Source organism: Brevundimonas sp. GW821-FHT02A10 (genome assembly GCF_059422025.1).
This window is the reverse complement of sequence record NZ_JBWKWC010000001.1, coordinates 536283-550272: the sequence shown is the minus strand read 5'-3', so window position 1 is coordinate 550272 and position 13990 is coordinate 536283. Positions and strand designations below refer to the sequence as shown.

At 67.8% G+C, this 13990-nt stretch carries 15 protein-coding genes; 7 read left to right on the top strand and 8 right to left on the bottom strand.

Annotated features, from left to right (window positions below):
- Nucleotides 1–211: 211 nt before the first annotated feature.
- The 5 genes from AC07U0_RS02370 (at nt 212) to AC07U0_RS02350 (ending at nt 5575) form a co-directional block, all read left to right on the top strand.
- The gene (locus AC07U0_RS02370; protein WP_494718422.1) at nt 212–691 is read left to right on the top strand and encodes a Dps family protein; all 480 of its coding nucleotides are present in this window, start codon (nt 212–214) and stop codon (nt 689–691) included.
- 173 nt (nt 692–864) lie between these two features.
- The gene (locus tag AC07U0_RS02365) at nt 865–1998 is read left to right on the top strand and encodes a cell wall hydrolase (protein ID WP_494718421.1); all 1134 of its coding nucleotides are present in this window, start codon (nt 865–867) and stop codon (nt 1996–1998) included.
- Nucleotides 1999–2107: 109 nt separating this feature from the next.
- The gene (locus AC07U0_RS02360) at nt 2108–4048 is read left to right on the top strand and encodes a PAS domain-containing protein (RefSeq protein WP_494718420.1); all 1941 of its coding nucleotides are present in this window, start codon (nt 2108–2110) and stop codon (nt 4046–4048) included.
- A gap of 72 nt (nt 4049–4120) precedes the next feature.
- A complete protein-coding gene (locus tag AC07U0_RS02355; protein WP_494718419.1) occupies nt 4121–4528 on the top strand; it encodes a response regulator in 408 nt (135 codons plus the stop codon).
- A 75-nt stretch (nt 4529–4603) separates the two neighbouring features.
- On the top strand, nt 4604–5575 hold the full coding sequence (locus AC07U0_RS02350; protein ID WP_494718418.1) for an aldo/keto reductase: 972 nt from the start codon (nt 4604–4606) through the stop codon (nt 5573–5575).
- A 3-nt stretch (nt 5576–5578) separates the two neighbouring features.
- Here AC07U0_RS02350 and trxB read toward each other — a convergent pair whose 3' ends face one another.
- Nucleotides 5579–6586: a thioredoxin-disulfide reductase gene (gene trxB, locus AC07U0_RS02345; protein ID WP_494718417.1), complete on the bottom strand. Its 1008-nt coding sequence runs from the start codon at nt 6584–6586 to the stop codon at nt 5579–5581.
- Nucleotides 6587–6658: 72 nt separating this feature from the next.
- Between trxB and AC07U0_RS02340 the strand changes: the two genes are divergently transcribed.
- The gene (locus AC07U0_RS02340) at nt 6659–7003 is read left to right on the top strand and encodes a hypothetical protein (protein WP_494718416.1); all 345 of its coding nucleotides are present in this window, start codon (nt 6659–6661) and stop codon (nt 7001–7003) included.
- A gap of 12 nt (nt 7004–7015) precedes the next feature.
- On the opposite strand, the gene AC07U0_RS02335 is transcribed toward AC07U0_RS02340, so the two are convergent.
- The 6 genes from AC07U0_RS02335 to AC07U0_RS02310 all read right to left on the bottom strand — a co-directional run bounded on the left by AC07U0_RS02335 (nt 7016) and on the right by AC07U0_RS02310 (nt 12166).
- A complete protein-coding gene (locus AC07U0_RS02335; RefSeq protein ID WP_494718415.1) occupies nt 7016–7987 on the bottom strand; it encodes a mitochondrial fission ELM1 family protein in 972 nt (323 codons plus the stop codon).
- An 8-nt stretch (nt 7988–7995) separates the two neighbouring features.
- The gene (greA, locus tag AC07U0_RS02330) at nt 7996–8469 is read right to left on the bottom strand and encodes a transcription elongation factor GreA (RefSeq protein WP_207868605.1); all 474 of its coding nucleotides are present in this window, start codon (nt 8467–8469) and stop codon (nt 7996–7998) included.
- Nucleotides 8470–8632: 163 nt separating this feature from the next.
- Complete coding sequence (locus AC07U0_RS02325) at nt 8633–8833, bottom strand: hypothetical protein (protein ID WP_494718414.1); 201 nt, start codon at nt 8831–8833, stop codon at nt 8633–8635.
- 90 nt (nt 8834–8923) lie between these two features.
- Complete coding sequence (locus tag AC07U0_RS02320; RefSeq protein ID WP_494718413.1) at nt 8924–9589, bottom strand: glutathione S-transferase; 666 nt, start codon at nt 9587–9589, stop codon at nt 8924–8926.
- Between the two features lie 80 nt (nt 9590–9669).
- Nucleotides 9670–9888: a cysteine protease gene (locus tag AC07U0_RS02315; RefSeq protein WP_494718412.1), complete on the bottom strand. Its 219-nt coding sequence runs from the start codon at nt 9886–9888 to the stop codon at nt 9670–9672.
- Between the two features lie 124 nt (nt 9889–10012).
- A complete protein-coding gene (locus tag AC07U0_RS02310) occupies nt 10013–12166 on the bottom strand; it encodes a discoidin domain-containing protein (protein WP_494718411.1) in 2154 nt (717 codons plus the stop codon).
- Between the two features lie 90 nt (nt 12167–12256).
- Here AC07U0_RS02310 and AC07U0_RS02305 point away from each other — a divergent pair, with 90 nt between their 5' ends.
- Nucleotides 12257–13549: a dicarboxylate/amino acid:cation symporter gene (locus tag AC07U0_RS02305; protein WP_494718410.1), complete on the top strand. Its 1293-nt coding sequence runs from the start codon at nt 12257–12259 to the stop codon at nt 13547–13549.
- Nucleotides 13550–13553: 4 nt separating this feature from the next.
- Here the strand turns inward: AC07U0_RS02305 and arr are convergent, their stop codons facing one another.
- Nucleotides 13554–13967, bottom strand: a complete 414-nt coding sequence (gene arr / locus AC07U0_RS02300) for an NAD(+)--rifampin ADP-ribosyltransferase (protein ID WP_494718409.1) — start codon at nt 13965–13967, stop codon at nt 13554–13556.
- Nucleotides 13968–13990: the final 23 nt, after the last annotated feature.

The following is a 13990-nucleotide window of genomic DNA, read 5'->3' as shown; positions in this document are numbered from 1 at the left end:
TCATCCCCCGATCGTGCGGCGCGCCTGGACCCTGGCCCGTTTCGCACGACGTTGCTGCAACGCTGTCGGCCGTTTCGCGTTCCCGGACGTCCGACACGCCCACTTGCCCCTGTTTCCGGCTGTCCCGTCAAGCTTTGCCGGGGTTGGATTCGGGCCTCGAAATGCCTAACTGCAACTTCTGATATCTGAACGGCTGAACCGGAGCTCCCCCATGACCGCAGCGATCAACACCGGCCTGAGCAAGGCTGAACGCACCGACGTCGTCGGCGAACTGACCAAGGTGCTGGCCGACAGCTATTCCTTGTACCTGAAGACCCACGGCTATCACTGGAATGTGCGCGGGGCCGAGTTCTTCTCGATCCACAGCCTGCTGGAGCAGCAGTACCGCGAGATCTGGGAAGCCCTGGACACCATCGCCGAGCGTATCCGGGCCTTGGGCGAATTCGCCCCGCAAGGCTACGCCACCTTCGGCAACCTGACCTCGATCGTCGATGGCGATCCGGAGAAGGATTCCAACGCCATGCTGGCCGAGCTGATCAAGGACCACGGCACGGTCATCGCCACCATGCGTCAGGCGCTCAAGACCGCCGAAGACGACGGCGACGACGTCTCGGTCGATCTGATGACCCAGCGTCTGGCTGCCCATGAAAAATCCGCCTGGATGCTGCGTTCGACGCTCGGCGCGAAGTAAGAGTCTGAACGAACGTCAATCCGTGGCCTGAAAATCGCCCGGAAGGTCTGGCATCCGCCCCGACCTTCCGGGCGTCTTCTCTTCAGACGCCGCCGACCGAAAGCACGATGATCGCCATCGACTGGACCAGGGTGAAGACGCAGGGACGGAGGGTCGCGGCCGCGGCGCCCGCCATGCTCGCCGCCCTGGGCGTGGCCATGGCCGCCAGCTCGACGCCCCGTCCGGTCATGGACCGCACCGCCGAGGCCGTGGCCCACGCCACCCGGGGCGATCTCGGCGGCGAAGGTCTGGCGGCGATGACCTCGCGGCTGACGCCTTCCGAGCTGGCCCTCGCCATCCGCCACGATCCCAATGAAAAGCAGGTCGCCCTCTATGGCCTGACCCCGGGCTGGGAGAGCCTGACGCTCGCCGGCAAGCCGACGCTGGAGCTGGGCGCCAACGGGCTGGAGGCCCAGCGGCTGAACGCCGCCACGCCGACGACCTCCGGCGCGCTCCGGCCCGCCCTGCCGTTCGTCTTCCGCGCGGCGTCAGAGGCCGACCGCAAGCGCGCCGAGCGCTGCCTGACCCAGGGTATCTATTATGAGGCGGCGCTGGAAAGCACCGAGGGTCAGGAGGCCGTGGCCCAGGTCATCCTCAACCGTGTCCGCGACCCCAATTATCCGTCCAGCATCTGTGGCGTGGTGTTCGAGGGCGCCGAGCGCAATACGGGCTGCCAGTTCAGCTTCACCTGCGACGGGTCCCTGTCCCAGGCGCCGGTCGGCTGGGCCTGGGACAGGGCGCGCACCGTGGCGCAGCGGATGCTGGCCGGCCATGTGGCGACCAAGGTCGGGACCGCGACCCACTATCACGCCGACTACGTCCACCCCTGGTGGTCGCCGACGCTGGCCAAGATCACCCAGATCGGGGCCCACATCTTCTATCGCTGGAAGGGGATCTACGGCGAGACCGCGGCCTTCCACCAGCGCTACGCCACGCGCGAGCCGGTCATTGACGAGGCCCGCTTCGCCCGGCCGCGTTTGATCGTCGCCTCCGCCACGCCGGACGCGCCGGCGATCGCGCTCGGCCCGGACGGCAAGCCGCTGGCGGTGGGCATGAAGACGGTGCAGATCGACGGCCAGACCCGGGTCGTGGGCGTGGTCAGTCTGGGCGGCCGGCGCGCTCCGACGCCGGATGAGATCGCCGCCATCAACGCTCGCATGAACGCCTTCGAGCACCCGCAGGCGACGCCGGCGGCTGCGCCGCGTGTCGTGGTCGCCCCGGGCGCCACCGCGATGGACGTCGAGGAAGTCGGCCGCCCCGGCAACTGATTGCGGCGTCAGAAGATTCAGCCAGCCTGACGACAGTCGGGTTGCAACGCTCCATCAGGCTCTGCATTTAAAAGGCTCGTTGGCGCCCGGCGCCCTGAGAAGGCCTGCCGTGTCTGAGAAGCCCGTCGAACAGATCGAGCCGTGGAGTGAGCCTGAGCGGATCGCCGCCCTGCGCAGCTATGCGATCCTCGACACCGACCGCGAGGCCTCCTTCGACGATCTGGTCAAGCTGGTCGCCCGGATCTGCGAGGCCCCGATCGCGGTGGTCAATCTGATCGACGAGGGTCGGCAGTGGTTCAAGGCCGAGGTCGGTCTGGGCGTGCGCGAGACGCCGCTTGAGACCTCCTTCTGCGCCCACGCCCTGCTGATGCAGGACGGGATGGTGGTTCCCGACGCGACCGAAGACCCCCGCTTCACCTGCAATCCCCTGGTCACCGGCGAGGCGCATCTGCGGTTCTACGCCGGGGTGTTGCTGAAGACCGCCGAGGGCCTGCCGTTGGGCACCCTGTGCGTCCTCGACACCGAACCCCGCCCGGAGGGGCTGACCGAATTCCAGGCCTCGGCCCTGAGGACGCTTGCCGGTCAGGCCATGGCCCAGCTGGAGCTGCGCCGCGCCCTCGCCCAACGCCGCGAGAGCGAAGAGACGGCGCGTCGGGCCATGACCGCTTCGGACTATGTCGGCGCCTTCGATTGGGACATCGTCAACGACCGGGTGGTGGCGGACGAGAAGTTCGCCCGCATGTATGGCGTCGATCCGGCCGTGGCCGCCGCTGGCGCCCCGATCCGGGTCTTCACCGCCGCGATCCACAATGACGACTTCGCCCGGGGGCTGGAGGACATGCGGCTCGCCATTCAGGAGGGCAAACCCTTCATCAGCGAATACCGTCTCGTGGTCGAAGGTCAGCCGACACGCTGGGTCGTGGCCCGGGGCCAGGTCTATTACGGTTCCGATGGCGCACCCGAACGCTTCCCCGGCCTCGCCGTCGACATCACCGAACGCAAGGCGATGGACGCCAACCTGGCCGAGGCCTCCGAAGCCCTGGCCGAAAGCGAGGCGAAGTTCCGGGCCATCGCCGACTCCATGCCCCAGATGGTCTGGTCGACCCTGCCGGACGGATTCCACGACTACTATAACGCCCGCTGGTACGAGTTCACCGGCGTCGAGGTCGGCTCGACCGACGGCGAGGGCTGGAACGCCATCTTCCATCCGGACGACCAGCCTCGGGCCTGGGAGGTCTGGCGGCATTCGCTGGCGACGGGCGACCTCTATGAGATCGAGTACCGGCTGAGGCGGAACGACGGGGTCTATCGCTGGACGCTGGGGCGGGCCACGCCGATCCGCAATGAGGCGGGCGAGATCGTGCGCTGGTTCGGGACCTGCACGGACATCGACGATCTGAAGCGGGTCGAACGGAACACCGAACTGTTGAGCCAGGAGCTCAGCCACCGGATCAAGAACATCTTCGCCGTGGTCTCGGCCCTGATCGCCCTGTCGGCGCGGGAGTATCCCGAGGCCAAGGCCTTCGCCGCCGCCGTGCGCAACCGCATTGGGGCTCTGGCCCGGGCGCATGAGTTCGTCCGGCCCCATACGGAGGTGTCGCGCCCGACCGTCGGCGGCATGACCCTGCATGCCTTCCTCGAGGCCCTGTTCAAGCCCTATGCCGCTGTCGATGGCGCGCCTCGGGTGGTGCTGGAAGGGGATGACGCCCTGTTCGACGATCAGGCAGCGACGTCGGTGGCCCTGCTGTTCCACGAACTGGCGACCAACGCCGCCAAATACGGCGCCCTGTCCGAACTCGGAGGTGTCGTCACGCTCGACACCCGACTGGCGGGCGACCGCTTCCGCCTGACCTGGACCGAAAAGGGCGGGCCTCCGATCACCGCACCCCCGACCCGTGCGGGTTTCGGCTCATCGCTGGCTACCATCTCGGTAGAGGGACAACTGGCCGGAAAATTGGAACGAATCTGGGCGCCGGACGGTTTGATCGTCGTAGCGGACCTCCCCGCAACTGCGCTTTCCAGACGTAAGGCCGCCGCAAAGGCGATCTGATGCGGCATGGCGTGAAACCTGCAAGGCCGTTGTGCGTTCAGGCGCAGGGCGTCGATCAAGCAAGCTGAAAGAATGACTTCGCGTATCCTGATTATTGAAGACGAAGCCCTGGTGGCCATGGAGCTGCGCTTCGTCCTGGAAGACCTCGGTCACGAGGTTGTCGGCACCGCCGCCGATGCGCGCACCGCCCGGAATCTGGTCAAGGAGATGGAGGTCGATCTGGCCCTCGTTGATATTCACCTGTCCGACGGCCCCACCGGCGTCGAGCTTGGTCGGAGCCTGGCGCAGGAAGACGGCGTCACCGTTCTCTATATGACTGCCAATCCCGGCATGGTGCGCGACGGCGTCGCCGGGACCATCGGTGTCCTGTCCAAGCCCGCCGACGAGCGCGCGGTCCAGACCGCCGTCGACTACGCCCTGCGTCGCCGCAAGGGTGAGCCGGTCGACTACGCACCGCCGGAACTGCAGCTTTTCGCCTGATAAATCGGCACAGCGACGGTTGCAGGTCAGTTGATCGGGCATAAGTCAGAAGCTCCCCCGAAACGGAGCCTTCCCATGCAAAGACGTCCCCTCGGCAAGAGCGGCCTCGAAACCGCGCCCCTGGTCTTCGGCGGCAATGTCTTCGGCTGGACCATCGACAAGGACCGGTCGTTCGTCCTGCTCGACGCCTTCATCGACGCCGGCTTCAACGCCATCGACACCGCCGACGTCTATTCGCGCTGGGTCCCCGGAAACGCGGGCGGCGAGAGCGAGACCATCATCGGCGAATGGCTGAAGGCGCGCGGCAAGCGCGACGACGTGCTGATCCTGACCAAGGTCGGCTCGTCCATGGGCCAGAACGGCGATGACGCGCGCAACGATCTGTCGGCGAAGTGGATTGAGAAGGCAGTGGACGCCAGCCTTAAGCGGCTGAAGACCGACTACATCGACCTCTATCAGTCGCACTGGATGGACAAGCTCACGCCAACCGAAGAGACCCTGCGCGCCTACGAAAACCTGATCCAGTCCGGCAAGGTTCGCGCCATCGGCGCCTCCAATCACGATGTGCCGAAGCTGAAGGAGGCATCGGCCCTGGCGGCGGAAAAGGGCCTGCCCCGCTATGAGACGCTGCAGCCTCACTACAATCTCTACAGCCGCGATACGTTCGAGGGCGAGCTGCAGGACTATGCGGTGGCCGAGAACCTAGGCGTGATCACCTATTTCAGCCTCGAGAGCGGCTTCCTGAGCGGCAAATACAAGACCGCCGAGGACCTGAAGAGCGCTAGCCGGGGCGGGGCGCTGAAAGATCATTTCAACGAGCGCGGCGTGCGCATCCTGGCGGTGCTGGACGGCATCGCCCAGCGGCTGGAGGCGACCCCGGCGCAGGTGTCGCTGGCCTGGCTGCTGAGCCGTCCGGGCGTCACCGCTCCGATCGTCAGCGCCACCTCGCTGGAGCAGTTGAACGACACCCTGAAGGCGGCGACCCTTGAGGTCCCGCAGGACGCGCTGGACGAGCTGACGGCCGCCAGCGAGTACGATCTGGGTTGACGCCTACCAGACCCCGATCTTCTCCGCCTCGTGGTGGCTGATCGGGTTGTGGGCCTTGGCGTGGTCCTCTTCCGCGAGGAAGCGGACCGCGTCGAGGGCGGCCATACAACCCATGCCGGCGGCGGTCACGGCCTGGCGGTAGATGTCGTCGGTGACGTCGCCGGCGGCGTAGACGCCCTCGATATTGGTCGCCGTCGAGCCGGGCTTCACCACGAGATAGCCGCCGGCCTTGGTCTCCAGCTGACCCTGGAACAGCTCCGACGAGGGGGCGTGGCCGATGGCGATGAAGACGCCGTCGGCGTCGACGGTCTGCGTCTCGCCGGTCTTGACGTTCAGAAGCCGCGCGCCCGTGACGTTCGACGCGACGCCGTCGGTCTGGCCGAGGATCTCCTCGACCGCATGGTCCCAGATGACCTCGATCTTGGGGTTGGCCAGCAGGCGGTCTTGCAGAATCTTCTCGGCGCGGAACTCGTTCTTGCGGTGAACGACCGTGACCCTGGCGGCGAAGTTCGTGAGGAACAGCGCCTCCTCGACAGCAGTATTGCCGCCGCCGACCACGATCACCTGTTTGCCACGATAGAAGAAGCCGTCGCAGGTGGCGCAGGCCGAGACGCCGAAGCCCTGGTATTTCTGCTCGCTCTCCAGACCCAGCCATTTGGCCTGGGCGCCGGTCGAAATGATCACTGTCTCGGCCAGCATCTCGGCGCCCGAATCCAGCTTCAGCCGGAAGGGGCGTGACGACAGATCGGCGGAGACCACGATGTCCTCGATGATCTCGGTGCCGACGTGTTCGGCCTGGGCCTTCATCTGCTCCATCAGCCAGGGACCCTGAATGACCTCGGCGAAGCCGGGATAGTTCTCGACGTCGGTGGTGATGGTCAGCTGGCCGCCGGGCTGGATGCCGGCGATGATCACCGGATTGAGCAGGGCGCGGGCCGCATAGATGGCGGCGGTCCAGCCGGCAGGGCCGGATCCGATGATGGCGAGGCGGACTTTGCGAGGTTCGGTCATGATGGCCTATGTAGTCGCTGATTCCGCTTCGCGCGATGCCGTGCGACGTTCAAATCCACAGGAGCCGGCGACATGCCCAACCGCAGTTTTCTGGGCGTCGGCGTCCTGATCGGCCTGGTCATCGGGTCCCTGGCCGGAATCTGGACCGGGCATCTGGCCTTCGGCATCATCGGCGGCGTGCTCGCGGGCGTCGCCCTGGCCCTTGTGATCGACTGGCTGGGGCAGTTGAAGCCCGGGCGTGGAAGCAAGGGCGGCGACGACGGCGGCAGCGGCTTCTGGATCGACGGTTCGGGCCACGATCGGTCGGGTCATGGCGGGCATCACGGCCATGGGCATGGCCATCATGGTCACGGCGGTCACGATGGCGGTCATGGCGGTTCGGACGGTGGTGGTGACGGCGGTGGCGGCGGCGACTGACGCCTCTGCCAGTCAGCGGGTTTGCATCGCCTCAAGCACGGCCCTCGCCGCCCGGTCGGTCTCGGCCAGCGGCTGATAGGTCCAGCTGTCGAGTGTGCCGTCGAATGGACGCGTCGCGCCGTGGGCCTCGAGGTCCGCGTGCAGGCGCGCGAACTTGCCGGCGGGCTTCAGCGCGACCATCGGCAGGACATGCACCGGCTTGCCGGTCGAGGCGGCCTCGGCGGCCATGTTGGCGCTGTCCTCGGTGACGAGGATGTGGTCGGCGGCGTTCAGGAAGGCGAAGAAGGGGTTGGCCCCCTCGCCATCCCAGAGGATGCCCGGCAGGACGGACAGGCGCGCCGTCATCGCCGTCTTCGCCGCCTCGGGCGTCCGGCGCGAGAAGGTCAGCATCAGCGAACCGCCCGCCGTCTCGATCGCCGTTGCGATCTGTTCCGCCAGATCGGCCGCATGGGCCTCGGTCAGGTCGAAAGCCTTCGACTTGCCGCCGATGAGAAGCGCGACGCGAGGATGGGGCAGGGGATTGATCGCTGTGGCGAAGGCGGGCGCGGCCTCGACGATCCGCTGAGGGGTGATCCGGTGCGGCGAGCCGACGATCTCGAACACTGTGTCGCCGGACAGGCCGTCATGGGCCGGCGCCACCACCATGTCGAAGCGCGAGGGCGACAGGCGCGGATCCTGGGTCTGAATCACGAAGGTCCTGCCGCCCGAACGCCGACGCACCGCCAGCGACAGCGGCAGGGTGGCCCGGCCGGTGGCGATCCACAGATCGGGCCAGGCCTCGTTGTCAGCAGGGAAAGGGGCGTCGGACGCCGGATCCAGCATGGCTGGAAGCTTCAACGCCGACGGCAGCTTGTCGAAAGCCGGTCGCCAGCGGATGCGTTTGGTGGTGATTTCGGCAGGCGTCAGGCGCTGGATCGCCTCGGCGAGGCCCAGCGCCTGATTCTCGATTCCTGCACGGCCGTCGGAGACGACCCGGATCCGCAAGGGGTGGGTTACTTCCACTCGACCTTGAGGATTTCATAGGCCTTCACGCCACCTGGCGTGTTGACCTCGACCACGTCGCCGATCTCCTTGGAGATCATGGCGCGGGCGATCGGCGAGGAAATGCTGATCTTGCCCTTCTTCACGTCGGCCTCGTGTTCGCCGACGATCTGGTAGCGGCCCTCTTCCTCGGTGTCCTCGTCGACCACGGTAACCGTGGCTCCGAATTTCACCTGAGAACCCGAAAGCTTGGTCACGTCGATGACCTGGGCGCGGCTGATCTTGTCCTCGATCTCGGCGATCGAGCCTTCGATCCAGCCCTGGCGTTCCTTGGCGGCGTGATACTCGGCGTTTTCCGACAGGTCGCCGTGTTCACGGGCCTCGGAAATGGCCGCGATGACGCTGGGCCGTTCCACCGACTTCAATTGCTTGAGCTGCTCGTCGAGGGTGCGGTAGCCCTCGGCCGTCATCGGCACTTTTTCCATATGAATCAGGAGTTTCTTTTTCGCCCGGAAATCCGGAGGGAGGACAGTGAGAGATAATGCGGTGTTGGCTGCAGTCGCTGGGCGCGCGCGACCGGCCAAAGAGATTAGGGCGCCTGACGTCGAAACTCAAGTCGCCATGGCGACCGTCGTTATGCCGCGAGGGTCAGGCGGCGCGGCTCGCGTTGCGCTCGCTGCGATGCAGGAGCATCCGCTTGGCGATCGTGTAGACCAGCCAGGCTAGGGCCGAGGCGCCGATCAGGGCGAATACCGAGGAGATCACCGCCGCGCCCGCCGAGATGAAGGCGATGACGAAAGCGATGGCGGCGAGAAGGCCGGTGACGATCTGAACGGTCTGGATCTGCATGGACGGGTTAACGCACCCGGGAGGGGCCGGTTGCGGTACGTCTCCGATCACTTCTGGCGCACGGCCTTGTGAGCCCTCGTCCGGACGGTCCTACGCGTAGGCGTAGGGCCCGCCGCGCTCCAGCGCCCGCTGATAGGCCGGACGGGCGTGGATGGTCTGCAGGAAGGCGCGGCAGCGCGGCTTGTCCGGACCGAACGGCGCCCGGGCCGAACAGGCTTCCAGCGGGAAGCTCATCATGATGTCGGCGGCGGTGAACTGATCGCCCGCGAACCATTGGGCCTTGGACAGTTCGCCTTCCCAATAGGCCGAGTGGGCCTCGATCTGGGGATCGATGAAGCTGGACTGGGCCTTGTTCGAGATGGCGTTGACCAGCGGCTTGATCAGGCCCGGCGAGCGCTTGGGCAGGGCGCCGAAGACGAGCTTGAGCAGCAGGGGCGTCATGGCCGAGCCCTCGGCGTAGTGCAGCCAGTAGGTGACGCGGCGGGCCGCCTCGCTGCCGGCGGGCGGGGTCAGGGCGTTGCCCGGGTGGGAGGCCAGGATCTGTTCGATGATGGCGCCGGTCTCGGCGGTGACGACGCCGTTCTCCTCGATCACCGGCGACTTGCCGAGCGGGTGGATGGCGCGGAGCTCGGGCGGGGCCAGCATGGTCGCGGCGTTGCGCTCATAGCGCTTGACCTCATAGGGCACGCCCAGCTCCTCCAGCAGCCACAGCACGCGCTGCGAGCGGGAGTTGTTCAGGTGATGGACGGTTATCATGGCGCGTTTCCCGGCGGAGTGACCGCTGTTTTCAGCACACTAGGCCGGTTGACGCGGGGGAGGGCAAGAGGCTTGCGCGATCAGGCGCGTCGCCCGCTCCAGCGCGTGCGGCTTTGCGGTCGGGCGCTGGCGGGGCGAGCGCCGGGGCCCTGCGACACCGTCTTGTTCCGATGCTGCTGGAACAGCTCGAACGCCAGGGTGGCGAGCGCCAGCTTGCCGGCATGACGCCCGGCGAACCGGCGTCCGCCCTTCGACAGAAGCAGGCCGCCGACGGCGGTGGCGATACGGGACAGGGCCATGACATTTACTCCGGTTGCCCGGATGAAACGGCCCTCACCGATATCGGTTCAGGCGCTGGGGCGGATGGTCACGTCTGCGCCGGCAAGACCGGAGCCGCGGCGGTCGGCGGGACCAGCGCGGGGATCAGTCGTCCCTGGGCTTCGGAGTTTCGGAGGAGGGCGGCGTGGTCAGGGGCGTCGTGCCTGGAGCGGGCGCACTCCCGGTCGGCGGAGTTGGCGCGCCTGTCGCCGGAGCCGCGGCCGTACCGGTCGCGGGCAGGGGAGCGCCGATCACCGGCGGTGCGCCGCTGATATAGACGGGCGGAATACGGGTCACGACGGTGCCGGTCGCGGGCGGAGGACCCGGATCGGCGGGCTGCGGCAGGCCGGTCACCGGCGGATCGGGCTCACGCACCGTCCCCGCCGCACCGGGCACGTCAAGCACGACGCTGAGCGGTGAGACGCCGGTGTCTCCAAAGGCCTCGACGGCGAAGGCGTAGTCCACCCCGGCGTTCAGGGCCCGGATCTCGACCGCGCCGCCGCGGGCCGCCAGATCGTCAGCCCAGACCTGATAGGTCAGATGCAGCCGGTCGCGCTTGACGCCCCAGCGGATGTTGTAGCCGAGGATGCGGCCGCCGGTCGGATTGGGCACGGCGTCGAAGGCGACGATGGCGTTCCTCTGATCCTCGCCGCGTTTGACCGTGACGTTGGCGGGAGCGGCCGGGGCCGGGCCCGTCGCCGTGCCGAAGACGCGCAGGTCGGCGATGGCCAGATGGGCGCCCGGCGCCTCGCCATGCTCATAGCGGATATAGCGGGCGCGCACGGGCCGCTCGCCCTGGACATAGGCGTTGGGGCTGTCGCGTTCCGAGTTCATCCGGCTGGCGAAGGTCGACCAGTCCTCGCCATCGGTCGACCACAGGATGCGGAAGCGGGTCCGGAGGCCCGGCAGTTCGGCGAAGATGCCGGCCTGGTAGTCGGCGTAGTTGACCTGCACCGCCTGCACCGTCTTCACCGCCCCGAGATCCAGCGTCAGCGTCTGGCCCGCATTGTTGTTCGCTGCGACCCAGAAGGTGCGCGGGTCCTCGTCCGTGGTCCGATCGGCGGCGAAGTCGTCCAGCGTCGAGGAGGCGGTCGCCTTGGCGCGATAGGAGAGGGGCATCCAGCCTGTGAACAGGCTGTCGGGATCCGTGACCGGACCGTCCGGCGCCCGCTGGGGGAAGTCGCCGAAGCGGCTGGAGAACCACATCTGGCCGTCCGGATGCACGCCGCCCGGATAGAGGGCGATGCGCCGCTCGAAGCTCCAGTTCAGCCCGACCCACGACGTGCCCGCGTTCCACAGATTGCCGTAGCGGTCCGCGAACGTGGAGCCCTGTCCCGCACCGCTGACGAAGCCGCCGGGCTTGTAGCTGATCGGGCTGTAGGGCGCGTATTCGAACGGCCCGAGCGGCGAGGCGCCCGTGTAGAGCCCGGTGGCGGAGGCGTTGTAGCCGGTGCCGGGCGCGGCGTACTGGAGGTAGTACCGCCCGCCGACCTTGTTCATCCAGGCCCCTTCGAGGAAGGGGCGGACCGGGGTCCCGTCGGGCAGGCCGCCCGAGTGATCCTGTCCGAATCGCTCCCAGCCGTGCCGGTCGGGGTCCAGGGTGAAGAAGGGGCGTGGCGCGTCCACCCACTCCATCGGCGGCACCGGATTGATCTCCGAGCCGAACAGGGGCGCGCTGTCGGACGAGCCCCAGTAGACGTACCATTTGCCGTCATCGTCGATGAACAGATCGGGGGCCCAGGGACCGGCGGGAATTTTGCCCGCCGACGAGGTCTCGCCCTTCGCGGCCATGCCCGGGACCGGCGGCATCACCCGGGTCAGGTAGTCCCAGACCGCGCGGGTCGGATCGATGCTGACCAGCATCGGCTTCGGCTCGGTCGAGGACTGCATCAGATAAAGGCCGTCGTCGTCCGAGGCGGCCGCCGGGGCGACGCCCGCGCCGAACGGCCAGCGATCGGGGGTGACATAGGTCCAGTCAACCAGATTGCGCGAGGTCCAGTAGCCGTCGCCCCCGGTCTGGAACAGATAATAGCGGTCGCGGTGCAGGACGATCGTCGGGTCGCCGCCGGTGCGATAGCTGATGCCCTGATGCGTCTGTTCGAAGCTGTATTTGTAGTCGAGATCGACCGGGTTGGCCCAGGTGCGTCCGGTCGGCGCCGCGCTGGTCGTCGTCGGCGTTTGGGCCGCGGCGCCGGATGCGAGCGCGCTTCCCGAAATGAGGGCGGCGACGGCGGCGAGAACGACGGTCGAAAGGCGCATTTCTGAACCCTACCATGAGCTTGGCCGCGCGAAAGACCTGAACAACCGTCGGCGGGTGGCTTCGCGCTGCGGGAGTGCTAAGCCTGTCGCATGAGCTCTTCGCGCCTCCGCAGCCTTTTCACCTCCCTCAGCCTCTGGGTGGTCGTGGCCCTCGTGCTCGGACTGGCCGTCGGCGCCCTGTCGCAGGGCTCCGGTGTGGAGACGATCGTCACCGCCATCGAGCCTCTGGGCGGGGTCTGGCTGAACGCGCTGAGGATCACCGTCATCCCCCTGGTGTTCGCCATGCTGGTGACGGGGATCGTCTCCATCGCCGACGCCGCCTCAACCGGACGGCTGGCGGCCAAGGCCCTTCTGGTCTTCACCGTCATGCTGGTCGGGGCCACCGTCTACGCCATCCTTGCTGGACTTGGCCTGCTGCAGATCTGGCCCATCGATCCGGAGGCCGGGCGCGCCCTTCTGGCGGGCATTCCCGCCGACACGGCCGCTACCGTCGGCGAGGCGGCGCGCACCGACGGGCTGCAGGCCTTCCTCAACAGCCTGGCGCCCTCCAACCTGATCAAGGCCGCCGCCGAGGACGGGGTGCTGGGCGTGGTCGTCTTCGCCATCGCCTTCGGCTTCGCCGCGACCCGGCTGGAGACCCGCCTGCGTCAGCCGCTGTCGGCCTTCTTCGAGGCCACGGCCGAGGCCATGGTGGTCATCGTCCACTGGGTGCTGCTGGCCGCGCCGTTCGGCGTTTTCGCCCTCGCGCTCGGCGTGGGCCTGCGCGCCGGTGTCGGCGCGGCGGGCGTGCTGGGTCACTACATCGCCATCGTCTGCCTGAGCCAGATCGGGGTGATCCTGCTCGTCTACGTCGGCGTGCTCGCCTTTGGTCGGATCGGTCTGCGGCGGTTCGCGGGCGCGGTCGCCCCGGCCCAGGTCGTGGCCTTCTCGACCCAGTCGTCCCTGGCCAGCCTGCCGGTCATGGTCGAGCGCGCGCGCGATACGCTCGGCGTCTCCTCGGCTTCGGCGGGGTTGATCCTGCCGCTGGCCGTCGCCGTCTTCCGTCTGACCAGCCCCGTCGCCAACCTGGCTGTCTGCCTCTACGTGGCCCAGTTGTACGGCGTGCACCTCAGCCCGGGAATCCTGATCGCCGGCGGGCTGACGGCCATCGCCGTCTCGGTCGCTTCGGTCGGCCTGCCGGGTCAGGTCAGCTTCTTCGCCTCGATCGGCCCGATCTGCCTGGCCATGGGCCTGCCCATCGGCGTCCTGCCCCTGCTGTTGGCGGTCGAGGTCGTGCCCGACATCTTCCGCACCATCGGCAACGTCACCGCCGACCTGGCCGCGACGCGTATCGTGGCAGGACGGGACGAGGCCGTGGATCTGGAAGCGGGCGAGGGGATCTAGGCCGTCAGTCGATCGCCTCAACGCCCTCGGCCTTCAGACGGGCGATATGGGCCTTCATGGCCTCGAGCTGTTCCGGCGGATGCGGCGTCCACTCCGTGATCTCGCCGACGATCCGCAAGGGCGCGCGCGAGCGGTAGGAGCGGGTCGGATTGCCCGGGAATTTCTTGTCCGTCAGGTTCGGGTCGTCGATCCAGTCGCCCGTCGGCTCGACGAGGTAGATGCGCTGACGGCCGTCGCCGGCCGCCAGTTCCGCGCCCCAGATCGCCGCCTCCAGCGTGCCCGAGAAATAGATCCACGACCCGGCCTGACCCGAGCCGTAGTTCGAGTTCCAGCCGACCGCCAGCTCGTCGCCGACGCCCAGATCGGCGCGCGTGCCATGGTGGAAGGGGCCCTTCTCGTCCGGCACGGCGTCGGTCATTGCGGTCTTCCTCTACTGGCCGG